General features: G+C 72.6%; 13 protein-coding genes. 11 read left to right on the forward strand and 2 right to left on the reverse strand.

Going from position 1 to position 15046, the window contains the following annotated elements; translation table 11 throughout:
- Positions 1-7: 7 nt before the first annotated feature.
- The 11 genes from ACWGE1_RS13065 (at position 8) to ACWGE1_RS13115 (ending at position 11467) form a co-directional block, all read left to right on the forward strand.
- Positions 8-985, forward strand: a complete 978-nt coding sequence (locus tag ACWGE1_RS13065) for a TauD/TfdA family dioxygenase (RefSeq protein ID WP_453420568.1) — start codon at positions 8-10, stop codon at positions 983-985.
- Positions 986-1001: 16 nt separating this feature from the next.
- Positions 1002-2033 (forward strand): 2,3-diaminopropionate biosynthesis protein SbnB, encoded by a 1032-nt coding sequence (sbnB, locus tag ACWGE1_RS13070; RefSeq protein ID WP_453420569.1) that lies wholly within the window; start codon positions 1002-1004, stop codon positions 2031-2033.
- 29 nt (positions 2034-2062) lie between these two features.
- On the forward strand, positions 2063-3076 hold the full coding sequence (sbnA, locus tag ACWGE1_RS13075; RefSeq protein WP_453420570.1) for a 2,3-diaminopropionate biosynthesis protein SbnA: 1014 nt from the start codon (positions 2063-2065) through the stop codon (positions 3074-3076).
- Positions 3073-4056 (forward strand): TauD/TfdA family dioxygenase, encoded by a 984-nt coding sequence (locus tag ACWGE1_RS13080; protein WP_453420571.1) that lies wholly within the window; start codon positions 3073-3075, stop codon positions 4054-4056. The genes sbnA and ACWGE1_RS13080 overlap by 4 nt, the downstream gene beginning before the upstream one ends.
- Positions 4057-4095: 39 nt before the next feature.
- Complete coding sequence (locus tag ACWGE1_RS13085) at positions 4096-4737, forward strand: response regulator (RefSeq protein ID WP_453420593.1); 642 nt, start codon at positions 4096-4098, stop codon at positions 4735-4737.
- Positions 4738-4824: 87 nt separating this feature from the next.
- Positions 4825-5610 carry an ABC transporter ATP-binding protein gene (locus tag ACWGE1_RS13090; protein WP_453420572.1) on the forward strand — a complete coding sequence of 262 codons (786 nt, stop codon included), beginning with the start codon at positions 4825-4827 and terminating at the stop codon, positions 5608-5610.
- A complete protein-coding gene (locus ACWGE1_RS13095) occupies positions 5604-6944 on the forward strand; it encodes an FtsX-like permease family protein (RefSeq protein WP_453420573.1) in 1341 nt (446 codons plus the stop codon). Before ACWGE1_RS13090 ends, ACWGE1_RS13095 begins: the two co-directional genes overlap by 7 nt.
- Positions 6941-8167, forward strand: a complete 1227-nt coding sequence (locus tag ACWGE1_RS13100) for a sensor histidine kinase (RefSeq protein WP_453420574.1) — start codon at positions 6941-6943, stop codon at positions 8165-8167. Before ACWGE1_RS13095 ends, ACWGE1_RS13100 begins: the two co-directional genes overlap by 4 nt.
- A 128-nt stretch (positions 8168-8295) precedes the next feature.
- Complete coding sequence (locus ACWGE1_RS13105; RefSeq protein WP_453420575.1) at positions 8296-9291, forward strand: alpha/beta hydrolase; 996 nt, start codon at positions 8296-8298, stop codon at positions 9289-9291.
- Positions 9284-10591, forward strand: a complete 1308-nt coding sequence (locus ACWGE1_RS13110; RefSeq protein ID WP_453420576.1) for an acyltransferase family protein — start codon at positions 9284-9286, stop codon at positions 10589-10591. The genes ACWGE1_RS13105 and ACWGE1_RS13110 overlap by 8 nt, the downstream gene beginning before the upstream one ends.
- Positions 10592-10792: 201 nt before the next feature.
- On the forward strand, positions 10793-11467 hold the full coding sequence (locus tag ACWGE1_RS13115) for a class I SAM-dependent methyltransferase (protein WP_453420577.1): 675 nt from the start codon (positions 10793-10795) through the stop codon (positions 11465-11467).
- An 83-nt stretch (positions 11468-11550) separates the two neighbouring features.
- On the opposite strand, the gene ACWGE1_RS13120 is transcribed toward ACWGE1_RS13115, so the two are convergent.
- Positions 11551-14148, reverse strand: a complete 2598-nt coding sequence (locus ACWGE1_RS13120; RefSeq protein WP_453420578.1) for an ABC transporter permease — start codon at positions 14146-14148, stop codon at positions 11551-11553.
- 37 nt (positions 14149-14185) lie between these two features.
- Positions 14186-14971 (reverse strand): ABC transporter ATP-binding protein, encoded by a 786-nt coding sequence (locus ACWGE1_RS13125; RefSeq protein ID WP_453420579.1) that lies wholly within the window; start codon positions 14969-14971, stop codon positions 14186-14188.
- Positions 14972-15046: the final 75 nt, after the last annotated feature.

Consider the following 15046-nt stretch of genomic DNA (forward strand, 5'->3'; position numbering starts at 1 on the left):
AGTGAAAGTGCCGCCGATTGACACGGATCCCTTCGCCGGTCTCGACGGGCGGCGTGACGAGGGCCGTCCGGCCATCGTCACCGTTGCCGACGCACCGGACCCGGTGGCCTGGGCCGCCGAGCACCGCGATGCCCTGTACCGGATCGTCGCCTCGCAGGGCGCCGTACTGGTGCGCGGGCTGGGGCTGAACGACGCCGCCGGTGCGGCTGCCGTCCTGCGGACCCTCGGGAACGACCTGATGCCCGAGCGCGAGGCGTTCGCGCCCCGCTGGACCTACGAGGACCGCATCTACTCGTCCTCCAAGTGGCCGCCGAACCAGCCGATGTGCATGCACCACGAGCTGAGCTACGCGCTGGAGTTCCCGGCGACCATGGCCTTCGCCTGCCTGAGCGCGCCCACCAGCGGCGGGGCCACCGCCCTGGCCGACGCCGGCCGCGTCCTGCAGGGCCTGCCCGCCGACCTCGTCGAGCGCTTCGAGCGCGAGGGATGGCTGCTCACCCGCAGCTACACCGAGGACATCGGCGTCCCGTGGACGGAGGCGTTCGGCACCACCGACCGCGCCGAGGTCGAGCGGTACTGCACGGCCAACGACATCACCTTCGAATGGACCGGCGACGGGCTGCGCACCAGCCAGCGCCGCCCGGCGGTGCTGCGCCATCCCGCGGACGGCGAGCGGCTCTGGTTCAACCAGATCGCCTTCCTCAACGAGTGGACGATGGCGCCCGAGGTCCGCGAGTACCTGGTCGACGTCTACGGCCCGCAGGGCCTGCCGTTCAACACGAGCTTCGGCGACGGCGGCGAGATCACCGAGGACATCGTCACGCTGATCAACAAGGTGTACGACTCCGTCACCGTCGCCGAGCCGTGGCGCCCGGGTGACCTGATGCTCGTCGACAACCTCCGCACGGCGCACAGCCGGCTGCCGTACGACGGAGCCCGCGAGGTGCTCGTCGCGATGGCGAACCCCACCACCCGATCCGTCTAGAGGTTCGAGAAACCAGATGACGAAGCACAACCCAACTTTCGCAGTGATCTCCGGCCGGCAGGTGCAGCGTGCGCTGAGCGGGCAGGAGAAGCTGGTCACGGAGATCGTCGAGGCGGCCTACGTCGCGCACGGCACGGGGAAGACGGTCAACCCGCCCTCGTACTTCCTCCAGTTCCCCGACCGGCCCACCGCCCGCATCATCGCCCTGCCCGCCTCGCTCGGCGGGGACGACGGCGTGGACGGACTCAAGTGGATCTCCAGCTTCCCGGAGAACGTCGGCTCCGGGCTGCCGCGCGCCTCCGCGGTCCTGATCCTCAACGATCCGCGCACCGGCTACCCGTACGCCTGCCTGGAGAGCTCGATCATCAGCGCGAGCAGGACGGCCGCGTCGGCCGCGCTGGCCGCCGACCGGCTCACCCGCGGCCGGACCCGCCCCGCCCGGGTGGGCTTCGTCGGCACCGGTCTGATCGCCCGCTACCTGCACACCTACCTGGCCGGCACGGGCTGGTCCTTCGACGAGGTCGGTGTGCACGACCTGTCCGGCGCGCACGCGGCCGGCTTCGCCGACTACCTGAGCCGCTCCGGCGAGAGCGGCCGGGTGACCGTGCACGACTCCGTGGACGACCTGATCCGCAGCAGCGACCTGGTGGTCTTCGCCACCGTGGCGGGCACTCCGCACGTCACCGACCCGGGGCTGTTCGCCCACCACCCGCTGGTGCTCCACGTCTCGCTGCGGGACCTGGCGCCGGAGATCATCCTCGATTCCGTCAACTACGTCGACGACGTCGAGCACTGCCTGAAGGCCAACACCTCGCCGCACCTGGCCGAACAGCTCACCGGCAACCGGGACTTCCTCGACGGGACCCTCTACGACGTCATGACGGGACGCGCCACGGTGCCGTCCGACCGCACGGTGGTGTTCTCCCCGTTCGGCCTCGGCGTGCTCGACCTGGCGGTCAGCGCCCACGTGTACGACCAGGTGTCGCGCAGCGGCGACCTGCACGTGGTCGAGGACTTCTTCCACGAGATGAACCGGTACGGCGGCTAGGGGCAACTGCCCCAGAACGGGAGGTAGCTGTGCCGATCATCTCAGAGGCGCAGGAGTATCACGAGGAGGATCTGTTCGTCGACCTCCGCCGGACCTTCGGGCGCAGGCTCTACCTGAAGTGCGAAGGGTTCAACTTCGCCGGGTCGATCAAGCTCAAGGCCGCTCGGGCGATGGTCGAGGCGGCGGAGGCGAGCGGGGTGCTGCGGCCCGGCTCCATCCTGGTGGAGTCCTCGTCGGGCAACCTCGGCGTCGCCCTGAGCATCCTCGCCGCCAGCAAGGGCTACGACTTCGTCTGCGTCACCGACAACCGGTGCAACCTGGCCACGAAGCAGCTCATCGAGTCCATGGGCGGCACGGTCTACACCGTCACGGAACCCGCGCCCGACGGCGGCTTCCTCGGCGCGCGGCTGCGCCTGGTGCAGGAGCTGTGCGAGTCGGACGACCGCTACGTCTGGCTCAACCAGTACGCGAACCCGAACAACGCGCTGGCGCACTACCGGTCGACGGCCCCGGCGATCGCCCGGCGCTTCCCCGACCTGCAGGTGGCCTTCGTCGGTGCCGGTACGACCGGCACGCTGATGGGCTGCGCCCGCTACTTCAAGGAGCACCGGCCCGAGGTCACCGTCGTCGCCGTCGACGCCGTCGGCTCGGTGACCTTCGGCGGCCCGTCCCTGCCGCGGATGATCCCGGGCCTGGGCACCGGAGTGCGGCCGCCGCTGCTCGACCGGTCCTACGTGGACGACGTGGTCCTCGTCAGCGAGGTGGAGACCGTCCGCGCCTGCCACCGGCTGGCCGGGCGCGGCTTCCTCCTCGGAGGCTCCACCGGGACCGTGATCAGCGGCGCCATGCGCTGGCTCGACGAGCACGCTCCGGGCGAGGACCTCACCGCGGTGGCGATCGCCCCCGACATGGGCGAGCGCTACCTGGACTCGGTCTACCACCGGGGCTGGGTCGAGGAGATATACGGCAGCTCAGCCCTCGCCGACGAACTCGAGAAAGCCGAGGAAGTACCGATGATGTCCAGTACAGGTGTTGCACGATGACCGATCTGCTGCAGACGGACGTCGCCGAGGAGACGGCCTTCGCGCTCGGCGGCGAGGCCGCCCTGGTGGAAGCCGTCGCGCGGGAGATACTCGACGTCGCCGGCGGCCGGGTGGACTCGCCCGAGTTCGTGGCGGCGGCCCGTGACGCCTGGGAGAACCTGCCGGGCCCGCTGCGGCAGGCGATCCGCCGGTTCCGCCGGCACTCCGGCCCCCGTGGGCGGCTGCTGCTCCGGGGGCTCCCGGTGGGCGACGTCGCACGGGACACCCCGTCGGTCGCCGACTCGGTCCAGCGGGACGCCTCCGTCGCCGCCGCGGTCCTGCTCATGGTGGCCTGCGGACTGGGCGACCCCGCCGCGTTCCGGCGGGAGAAGTCCGGCGCCCTGGTGCAGGACGTCGTACCGGTGCCGGGCCGCGAGGAGTTCCAGGGCAACGCCGGCTCGGTGCTGCTCTCCTTCCACACGGAGAACGCCTTCCACGAGTACCGCCCGGACTACGTCATGCTGCTCTGCCTGCGTGCCGACCACGAGGGGGTCGCGGGCACCCGTACCGCCTGTGTCCGCGAGGTCCTGGACCTGCTGAGCCCGGCCTCCCGCAAGGCGCTGGCCCGTCCCGAGTTCGTCACCGAGGCGCCGCCCTCGTTCGGTCCCGGCGGCGGGGACGCTCCCGGGCACCCGGTGCTGGGCGGCTCGTGGGAGGACCCGGACCTGCGGGTGGACTTCTCCGCCACCCGGGCGACGACGACGGCCGGCGCCGACGCCCTCGCCGAGCTGGGGGCGCTCTTCGAGGAGGTCTCGGCGACGTCCCAACTGCTCCCCGGCGACCTGGTGATCGTCGACAACCACGTCACCGTGCACGGCCGCACCGCGTTCACCCCGCGCTACGACGGCCAGGACCGCTGGCTGCAGCGCACCTTCGCGCTGACCAGCCTGCGCCGCTCGCGGGGCTGGCGCCCGGACGACGGCTACGTTCTGGTTGAATGAAAGCCCAGTTGACGGCGGACGGGGGAGCGTGCTGTGCGAGTGGTCATTGCCGAGGACTCGGTGATTCTTCGTGAAGGCATGGTGGAGCTGCTGACCGCCCGCGGCTGCGAGGTCGTTGCCACCGCGGGCGATGCGGACGAACTGCTGGCCGCGGTGGCCGAGCACGTCCCCGACGTCGCCGTCGTCGACATCCGGATGCCCCCGACCCACACCGACGAGGGCATCCGCGCCGCCGTCCGGCTCCGGGCGGACCATCCGGGCGTGGGCATCCTCGTCTTCTCCCAGCACGCCGAGCCGTCCTGGGCGGCCCGTCTGCTGGCCGGCGAGGCGTCCGGCATCGGCTACCTGCTCAAGGAACGGGTCTCGGCCACCGCCGACTTCCTCGAAGCACTGCGCCGGGTCGCCTCCGGTGGCGTGGCCCTCGACCCGGAGATCGTCAGCCGCATGCTGAACAGCGGCACGCGCCGCCTCGACCGGCTGACCGACCGGGAGCGAGAGGTCCTGGACCTGATGGCCCAGGGCCACTCGAACCGTTCCATCGCCGGACTGCTCGTCATCTCCGAGCGGGCGGTGGAGAAGCACGCGGCCTCCGTGTTCGGGAAGTTCGACCTGCCGCCGACCGATGCCGACAACCGCCGCGTCAAGGCCGTCGTCGCCTACCTGCACGAGGTCAGGACGTAGGTCCCCCCTGGGGGGGCGGATATCCGAACCCCGAAGACGGGAGGTAGCACGGTGTTCCGCGCGGGCCGTGCGACCGAGAATGGAAACATGTCACTGAGCACCGAGACTGCTGTCCGGCCCACCGTGCGATCGGGTCTGGGAATCCGGGCCGAGAACCTGCACCGCACGTACGGCCGCGGCCGCGACGCGGTCAAGGCGCTGCGCGGCGTGGACGTCAGTTTCATGGCCGGCACGTTCACCGCGGTGATGGGGCCGTCCGGGTCGGGCAAGTCGACCCTGCTGCAGTGCGTCGCCGGGATGGACCGGCAGACGGCCGGCACGGTCCACTGGGGTCCGACGGAGATCACCGCCCTGCCCGAGCGGCGCCTCGCGCAGCTCAGGCGCGTCGAGGCCGGGTTCATCTTCCAGTCGTACAACCTGATGCCGTCCATGACGGTGGAACAGAACGTCGCCCTGCCGGCCCGGCTCGCGGGCACCCGGGTGGACTGGGACGCGGTGACCGAGGCCCTCGAGCAGGTGGGCCTCGCGGACCGGAGGAAGGAACGGCCCGGCCGCCTCTCCGGCGGTCAGCAGCAGAGGGTGGCCGTGGCCCGCGCCCTGTTCAGCCGGCCGCGAATCCTCTTCGCCGACGAACCCACCGGCGCGCTCGACCGCTCCACCAGCCGGGAAGTGCTGTGGCTGCTGCGCGAGCGGGTGGAGAGCGAGGGCCGTACCTGCGTGATGGTGACGCACGATCCGGTCGCGGCGAGCTTCGCTGACCGGGTCGTCGTCCTCGCCGACGGTGTGATGGTCGACGACCTCGTACGCCCCTCGGCCGCGCAGATCGCCGAGAAGCTGAGCGGACTCGGCGGATTCGGCGGCCCGGCATGCTGAGGCTCGCGCTGGGGGCCCTTCGGGCCCGGCCCGTCACCTTCGCGGGGCTCGCCGCGGCGCTCCTGCTGGCCGTCGCCGTGATCACGCTGTTCGGCTCCCTCATCGCCACGGCGATCGCCGGCGGCGGCGACTCGCGGCTCGCGATGATCGGCGGGGCGTTCGGCGAGATCGCGATGCTGATGGCTCTGTTCGTGGTCGCGAACACCCTGAGTTTCTCCGTGCGCCAGCAGGCCCGCGACATGGCGCTGCTGCGCACGAGCGGGGCCACGCCGGTCCAGATCAAGCGGCTCATCCGGTTCCAGGTACTGCTGGTGACCCTGCTCGTCTCACCGCCGGCCTGGGTGCTCGGCTCCTGGAGCGCGCGGGTCTTCCTGACCGAGCTCGTCGCACGCGGCATCTCCCCGGCCACCGCCGAGGTCCCGTCGTCCACCCTGCCCCTGCTGATCGCGACCGCGGCGACCCTGCTGGTCGGCGTCGGCGCGACGAAGCTCGCCGCGCGCCGCACGGTCAGCGGCAGGCCGTCCGCGGCCATGGCGCAGACGGCGGCCGAGCAGGGCCGGCTGGGCTGGGTGCGCGGCATCGCGGGGGTGCTCGTCCTCGCGGGCGCCGGCTTCTGGTGCGCCTTCACGGCGCGGCAGCCGATGGACAAGGCGGCCCAGGCCGCGCTGCTCGGGTCGCTGTTCCTCATGATCGCGCTCGGTCTGCTCGGACCCCTGCTGGCGCGGCTCGCGATGGTGCTGCTCGGCCTGCCGTTCCGGCTCGCGGGCAGCCGGCACCGGGGTGACGCCGGAGGCTGGCTCGCCGCCGACAACCTGCGGGGACACGCCCACCGGCTGGCTTCCGCCGTGGTGCCGATCGCCCTGCTCGTCGGGCTCTCGACGACGTTCGCCGCGGTCACCGGGACGCTCCGGGAGGTCGCCCCGCCCGGAGCGTACGCCGAGAGCGACGTGTGGCTGCGCGGCGTGGAACTGGCCATGCTGGCCGGCTTCGGCGCGGTGGCCACCGTGAACACGCTCGTGTCGCTGACGGCCTCGCGGCGGCGGGAGTACGCGCTGCTGACCCTGATCGGTGCGACCCGGTGCCAGCTCCTGCGGATGCTGGGTGCGGAGGCGGTGCTGACCGCCCTGGCAGGAGTACTGCTCGGGATCCTGGTCGCGGCGCCCGCGGTCATCGCGTTCGTGGTGGCCGCCACGGACGGCCTGCTCCCGTCCGTCCCGCTGGAGACGTACGGCCCCCTGGTGCTGGGCGTGGTGGCGCTGACCGTCACGACGATCCTGTCCACCGGCGTGAAGGCCACCTCGGAACCGGCCGTCTCGGCCGTGGCCACGGCATGACGACGACCACGGCCGAGGACTCGGCCCGCGAGCAGGGACGGAAGGTACGGCCGGCGGCGATCGCCTACGCCTTCGCCGGACTGCCGCTCTCGCTGGTCGGCATCGTCTACGTCGTCGCCGTCCTCTACGTGGGCGGTCTGCTGTCGCTGACCCTCATCGGACTGCCGGTGCTCGCCGCCGGCCTGCGGGGCGCCCGGTTCCTCGGCCGGGTCCACGCCCGGACGGTCCGCGCGCTGCTCGGCGAGCCGGTCGAGGCCCCCGCGCCTCCGCAGCCCGTACCCGGCCTGATGCGCTGGATCCAGAGCAGCCTGTCCGATGCGACGGCCTGGCGCTGCATGCTGTACCTGACGCTCCGGCTCCCGGTCGACGTCCTCGCCTTCGCGGCGACGGTCGGCATCCCGGCGCTCGGCGTGTGGTCCGTCGTATGGGCGCTGATCAGCCGCCCGGGGCTGCTGATGGGTACCGCCGCGGTGGCCGTCGGACTGACCGCCCTGGTGGTCGTCCCCGTGGCGTTCCGCGCGCTGATGAACCTGCACCGGCTGCTCGCCCGGACGCTGCTCGGACCCAGCGCCGCCCAGCAGCGGGTACGGACCCTCGAATGGGCGCGCAGCACGGCCCTCACCGAGGGCGCCCGCACCCTGCGCCAGGTCGAGCGGGACCTGCACGACGGGACGCAGGCACAGCTCGTCGCGATCGCCATCACGCTGTCGCTGACCGCGGACGCCCTGGACGACGACGGCGGGGACCGGCCGGCCGACCGGACCCGCACGCTCGTCGCACGGGCCCGTACCCAGACCGACGCGGCCATCGCGGAGCTGCGGCGCCTCATCGACGGGATCAGTCCCGCCGCGCTGGACCTCGGACTCGTGGACGCGCTCCCGCAGTTGACGGCGCAGGCCGGCGTACCGGTCACGCTGAAGACGAACGTGCACGAGCGGCCCGACCCGGTGATCGAGAGAGTGGCGTACTTCTGTGTCGCCGAGCTGCTGACGAACATCGCCAAGCACAGCGGGGCGACACAGGCGTCGATGGACGCGGACCTCGTGGGGGACCTGCTGCGGATCCGGATCCGCGACAACGGCAGGGGCGGTGCCCGGATCGGGGCGGGCAGCGGACTGCTCGGCCTGCGGGAACGGCTGGCCGCGGTCGACGGCACCCTCAGACTCGACAGCCCGCCATCGGGCCCGACCACCGCTGTGATCGAACTGCCCGTCCGGATCTGACGCAACGCGGCCCGACGGGGCCGGAACCACCCACGCCCACGGAGTTGCCGCGCAGGCGGTATCCGGCGTGCCCGCCAACAGGCGGGCGGCCCTCGACGTCGCCCCCACCAGTGGAAGGAAAGCTCTCCATGCGCGCTGCGCGGATCAGACACGCATTACTGATAACCGGCCTTGCCGGATGCATCGTCGCGTCCGTCGCGGCCGCCGCGGCGTCGGCCGTGCCCGGCCTGCCGGCCGCACCCCGGCTCGCCCCGGTCACCGCGGAGAACCTGCCCGGCCGCTACGAGGCGAACCACCGGTACCTCGCCGAGGCCGCGGAGGCGGCGCGGCGGATGGGGGACGAGGGCCGCGCCGCGGCGCTCGGCCACCTCGCCGACGGCGACCGGACCTTCCTGGAGGTCGGCGCCGAAGCCGACGGCCGGGCCGTGGAGGTGCTCGGAGATCTGGTGCACGCGCAGCGGATCGCCCTCCTGGTGCCGGGTTCGGACACCACCGTCGACACCTTCGACCACCTCGGCTCCCCCCACAGCTCGATGGGCGGCGCAGCCCGCGCGCTGTACGGCGAGATGAGCTCGCTCGCCCCGGACTCACGGGTCGCCGTCATCGCCTGGTACGGCTACCGGGCACCCCGTACGAAGAGCCGTGACACAGTGACCAGCACCCGGGCGCAGGAGGGCGGCAGCCTGCTCCGCGAGCAGCTCCGTCAGCTGCGGGCGCTCAACCCCCAGGCGTCCACCGCCCTGTTGTGCCATTCGTACGGCAGTGTGGTGTGCGCGCAAGCGCTGCGCGGGACGGGCCCGCAGGTGCAGTCCGGCCTGACCGGCGTCGTCGTCTTCGGCAGCCCCGGCATGGGCGCCGAGTCGGCTTCCGAGCTGGGGATCCGCGTCCCGTTCTGGGCCGGCCGGGGCAGCAGGGACTGGATCGCGAACGTGCCGCACACCCGGGTCTTCCTGCCCAGCGGGAGCGTGGGCTTCGGTGCCGACCCGGTCTCCGCGGAGTTCGGCGCCCGGACGCTGCCCACCGGCGACAGCCGGCACGGCGACTACCTGCAACCCGGCGGTCTCTCCCTGCGGAACATCGCCCTGATCAGCCTGGACCGGGCCTCGGCGGTGTCCCGTGGCTGACCTGCGCGTCCGACCCGAAGCCAGGCCCGTACCCGCCGCCGCGGCAGGGGAAGGCCCCTCCCTCGAACAGCCCGCCGGGCGGACCGCGCCGAACCGGCTGCACCGGGCGGTGCTGCGGATCGACGCGGCCACCCCGTCCTCCCGGGACCGGGCGGTCGACGTCCTTCGCGCCCTGTCCATCCTCGGCGTGGTCCTCGGCCACTGGCTCGTGAGCGCCGTGGTGCTGCGAGCGGGCGGCCACCTGGGGGGCGACAGCCCCTTGCGCCACATGCCGGGCCTCACCCCGGTGACCTGGCTGCTCCAGCCGCTCGCGCTGTTCTTCTTCGTCGGCGGCCGCGTCGGATCCCGGAGCCACGCCTCCGCGATGGCGCGTCACACCGGCTACCGGGCCTGGCTGGCCCAGCGGTTGCGGCAGCTGTTCCGGCCGGCGGCGGCCCTGCTGGCCGTGTGGTCGCTGGTCCTGCTCGGGCTGGCCGCCGCGGGAGTCGCGTACGAGACGATCCGCACGCTGGTCCAACTCGCCCTGTCCCCGCTCTGGTTCCTCTGCGTCTACGCGGTGATCACGGCGGCCACCCCGCTGATCCGGCGGTACCCGGGCCGGCTGGCGGTCACCGCCTTCCTCGTGGTCGTGGCCCTGGACCTGGTCCGCGCAGTGGCGGGTGACACGGGATGGGTCGGTGTGCTCCGGACGGTGAACGTCCCCGCGGGCTGGCTGGTGCCGTACGCGCTGGGTGTGTTCTGGGCGGCGGGCGGTTTGACCCGCCGCAGGTCCGCCGTCGGCATGCTGGTGGGCGGCACGGCCTCGGTCGTGGCCCTGGTGCTGTGGTGCGGCTATCCGGCGAGCATGGTCGGCGTCCCGGGGGCCGCCCTGTCCAACCTCAGCCCGCCGAGCCTGGCGGCCGTCTGCTTCGGGCTGGCCCAGTGCGGACTGGGGCTGCTGCTGTGCGGTCCGCTGCGCCGGCTCACCGGGCAGTCGACCCGGCCGGTTCCGGTCCTGCCGCACGGCCGGCCGCCCGGGGCGCCGGCCCGGGCCACCGCCGGACAGTTCTGCTGGGCCGCCGTGGCCGTGCTGAACCTCTCGGCCATGACGGTCTTCCTCTGGCACCAGACGGCCATGCTCGCCACCACCGTGATCTCGGCCGGCTCCGGTGAGCACTTCCCCGGCCTGCACACGGCGCCGGACCACCCGCTCTGGGTGCTGTGCCGCCTGGCGTGGCTGCCCGTGTTCGCGGGCGTCCTCGTCCTGTGCTGGGCGGCGTTCCGCGATCTCGAGCAGGCTGCCCGGCGACCGCGTCGATAAAGGATCCATATCCGACCGATTTCCGGGCAATATTGCCCGCCTGTACGGTGTCCGCTATTTGTCCTTCCAGTGGGCCAGAAAAGATGAAGGAGAAGTCTTGTGACTGTTTCAAAGGGTGTCGAGAATTCCGTGTCGAACGGTATCGAGAATTCGACTCCGAAGAGCGCCGGTGATTCGCTCCGGAATCTCTCCATAGAGTCCGTGGGAGCGCTTTACGCGAAGTACCAGGACGATCTTCGTGCTGTCCGGGACCAGCAGCGCGCTTTCCTCCAGCAGCGCGGCAAGTCGATGAAGGCGCAGCTCGACGACTACGAGGCGGAGATCACCTATCTGCTGCTCCGTGAATACCGCCCCGAGACCGTGGTCGAGATCGGCACCTTCTACGGCTGGTCCACGATGTGGATCCTGAGCGCACTGCGGGACAACGGCACGGGCCACCTGCATTCCTTCGACATGGTCGACCACGTGGTGAGCAACGTCCCGGCAGAGCTTTCGGCGGACCGCTGGACATTCACCAAGGGCGACGTCCGCGAGCAGCTCGGACAGATTCCCGACCGGACCGATTACCTCTTCATCGACGCCGACCACGGCGCCCGGTTCGCCCACTGGTACATCGACAACGTATTCCCCAAGGTCCCCTCGGGCACCCCGACCAGCGTGCACGACGTCTTCCACGGGCGCCGTCCGAAGCCGCTCAGCGAGGGATCGGTCCTCATGAAGTGGCTCGCCGAGCAGGGCATCCCGTACTTCACCCCGTCGGCCGCCAAGGCTCCGGAGGTGATCGAGCAGCTCCGTCAGGTGAAGGCCGGACTGCGGCTCGACGTGCCGGTCCGCGACAGCCGGCACAACCCGATGGTCTTCTTCACCCTCGCCTGAGGGCGCCGCCATGTGGCCCCCGACGCAGGTCGGGGGCCACATGGCGTTGCCGGTCCCGTGCCCCGGGAGCGGACCTGACGGCGTCACAGCTCCGCGACGGCCTCCAGGGGGCTCAGCGCGGCCGCGTGCCGGGCCGGGAGGGCGGCCGCCACGGCGCCCGTGGTGAGGGAGATCAGACAGACGAGGAGCAGCGTGCCCCAGGGCAGGGCCAGGGAGTAGTCCTTCAGCGCGCCGTTCGTCAGGGCGCCCACCGTCCAGGCCCCGAACAGCCCGGCCGCCAGGCCCAGCAGGGTGCCGAAGGCGGCCACCGTCAGGGCTTCGAGGCGGATCATCCGGCGGATGCCGGCGCGGTCCATGCCGATGGCGCGCAGGACACCGATCTCCCGGGTGCGGTCCGCGACCGACATGGCCAGGGTGTTCATGATGCCGAGCGCGGCGATCACACCGCCGATGGCGAGCAGGCCGTACATGAGGGTCAGCAGGGTGCCCAGCGAGCCGGCCGCCTCCCGGACCAGTTCCTGCCGGTCCTGGACCTTGAGCAGCGGGTTGTTGCCCGTGGCGGTGCGCAGGCGCTCCTTGGCGGCGCCGTCGTCGGCGCGGACGAGGACGCGCTGGACGGAGCCGGGGGTGAGGCTGCTGCGCTGCACCTCGCTGCGCAGGCCCAGGGCGTCCTGTGCGGTGGGATTGTCCTCGTAGACGCCGACGACCGTGTACGGGGTGAGGTCCTGGCCGGGGCCGCCGACACGGGCGGCCACGCGGTCCCCGGTGCGCACGCCGTTCTCGCGGGCCAGGGTGTCGGACAGGGCGATCCGGCCCGGCCCGAGGTCCTTCGGCGAGCCGCTGACGAAGGCGAGCTTCATGACGTCCGGGACGGCGGCCGGGTCGACGCCCGAGATCTGGCGGACGCCGCCGCCGATGAACAGGGTGGAGTCCGTGACGGCGGTCGCCGTCCGCACCCCGGGGACGCCGGCCACCCGCTCCACGGCGGCCGGGTCGATGCCGGCCGTCGGGGTGTGGGTGCTGATCACGTAGTCGGCGCCGAGGCCGGCCGCGGCCCGGCGGTCGAGGGCCTGACCGGTGGAATGACCGATGACGGCGAGCCCGGCGACCAGGGCCGTGCTGACCATCAGGGCGGAGGCGGTGGCGGCGGTGCGCCGCGGGTCGCGCAGCGCGTTGCGCCCGGCCAGGTGTCCGGCGATGCCGAGGCGGCCGGTCAGCCGTCCGCTCAGCCGGATCACGGGGACCGCGAGGAGCGGCGCCAGCACGATCATCGCGACGACGAGCAGCGCGCAGCCGAACATCGCGCTCCGCAGGTTCTCCTCGGAGGCGTCCTTCGCCCCCGAGAGCGAGAGCAGAGTTGCGCCGCCGAGGGCGAGCAGCAGCGCTCCCGCAGCGCCGCGGACCCGGGACGCCGCGGCGGTGGGCGGCTGTTCGGCCGAGCGCATGGCCTCGACCGGCGCGATCCTGGCCGCCTTGCGGGACGGCAGCCACGCCGCGAGCACGGTGACGCCCACTCCGACGGCGAGCGCGGCCAGCACGGGGAGCGGGCCGATCACCAGTGGGCCGCGGGGCAGCTCCTCCTGCGCGGTGCTGAGGATCTGCGGCAGGACGGAGGCGATCCCGAGACCGAGCAGGAAGCCGAGGGCCGATGCGGCGAGGCCGAGGAGGGCGGCTTCCCACAGGAGGGAGCGGACGACCTGGCGGCGCGTGGCACCGATCGCGCGCAGCAGGGCGATCTCGCGGGTGCGCCGGGCGACGAGCATGGTGAAGGTGTTGACGATGAGGAACGACCCGATGAACAGGGCGACTCCGGCGAAGACCAGCGACAGCTTCTCGTTGCCGCGGGTGAGCGTGTCGACCAGGACGCTCTGCTGGAGGGCCTGTGCGGTGCCGGTGGTGGCCTCGGCCCGGTCGGCGGGGAGCAGGGCGGCGACCCGGCGGGAGAGTTCGGCCTCGTCGGTGCCGGGTACGGCGGACAGGTCGATCGAGGTGTAGCGGCCCGGGGAGGCGAACAGCTGCTGTGCGGTCGCCCGGTCGAACAGGGCGAGCGTGCCGCCGGCGGTCACCCGGGTGTCCCCGGTGGTGACGATGCCGACGAGCTTCTTCGTCATGGCCGCGCCGTCGGTGGCCAGGGTGATCGCGTCGCCGATACGGAACCGGCCGGCGGCCGCGGTGCCGCCGTCCACGGCGATCTCGCCGTCGGTCCGGGGGGCGCGGCCCCCGGTCAGCGGGTGGCGGCTGTCCTTGCCGTCGGCGCCGGGGACGTACGCGGCGGCCCGGTGCGCCCAGATCCTGCCGGTGCGCAGCGGGGAGCCGTCCGAGGCGTTCAGGGTGGCCAGGCCGTCGGCGGACGGCCGTACGGCGGCGACGCCCGGGAGGGCGGCCAGCTTGCGGACGAGCGTGTCGTCGAGCACGGTGGCGTGTTCGTCGGGGGCGGACTCGCCGGACGCGCCGGACCCGGCGGACCCGGACCCGGCGGCGCCGGGCGGGGGGTCCTTCGGGGTCACGGTGACGGCGATGTCGGCGTAGTTCTTGGACACCGCGGCCCGGTGCGCCGCGGTGGAGGAGTCGGCGAAGACGAGGGTGCCGGAGACGAAGGCGACGCCGAGGGTGACGGCGAGCACCGTCATCAGCAGCCGGGCCTTGTGCGCCAGGACGTTGCGCAGGGCTGTTTTCAGCATGGGTGGCTTTCGGGAGGGGCGGGCGTACGGGGACGGGTCAGCTCGTGGCGGCGCGGGTGTCGAGCTGCTTCATCCGGTCCAGGACCCGGTCCGGGGTGGGCTGCACCATCTCGTCGACCAGGCGGCCGTCGGAGAGGAAGACGACGCGGTCGGCGAAGCCCGCGGCGACCGGGTCGTGGGTCACCATGACCACGGTCTGGCCCAGTTCGCGCACGGAGTCGCGCAGGAAGCCGAGGACCTCGGCCCCGGCCCGGGAGTCGAGGTTGCCGGTGGGCTCGTCGCCGAAGACGATCGCGGGCCGGCCGACCAGGGCCCGCGCCACCGCGACCCGCTGCTGCTGGCCGCCGGAGAGCTGGGCCGGCCGGTGGTCCAGGCGCCGGGAGAGGCCGACCATGGACACCACGCGCTCCAGCCACTGCCGGTCGGGGCGGCGTCCGGCGATGGACAGCGGCAGCGTGATGTTCTCCAGCGCGGTCAGCGTGGGCAGCAGGTTGAACGCCTGGAAGATGAAGCCGATCCGGTCGCGGCGCAGCTCGGTGAGCTGTCGGTCGTCGAGCGTGCTCAGCTCGGTGGTGCCGATGCGGACGGAGCCGGAGCTGACGGAGTCGAGGCCCGCGGCGCAGTGCATGAGGGTGGACTTGCCGCAGCCGGAGGGGCCCATGATCGCGGTGAACTGGGCCTCCCGGAAGGAGATGCTGACGCGGTCCAGGGCCACCACCCGGGTGTCGCCGCTGCCGTGGACCTTCGACAGGTCGGTGGTGGAGGCCGCGATACCGGGCGTCGGGTGTGCGGGGAACGGGTCTGCGGTCACGGTCACGGTCACGGGGACTCCACTTCGGGTGCGGTGCGCAAGGGGTGCACGCCGAAGGCTGCCGGGCCGGAGTATCGGCGCCCGGAC

This window comes from Streptomyces sp. NPDC054932 (assembly GCF_053610205.1).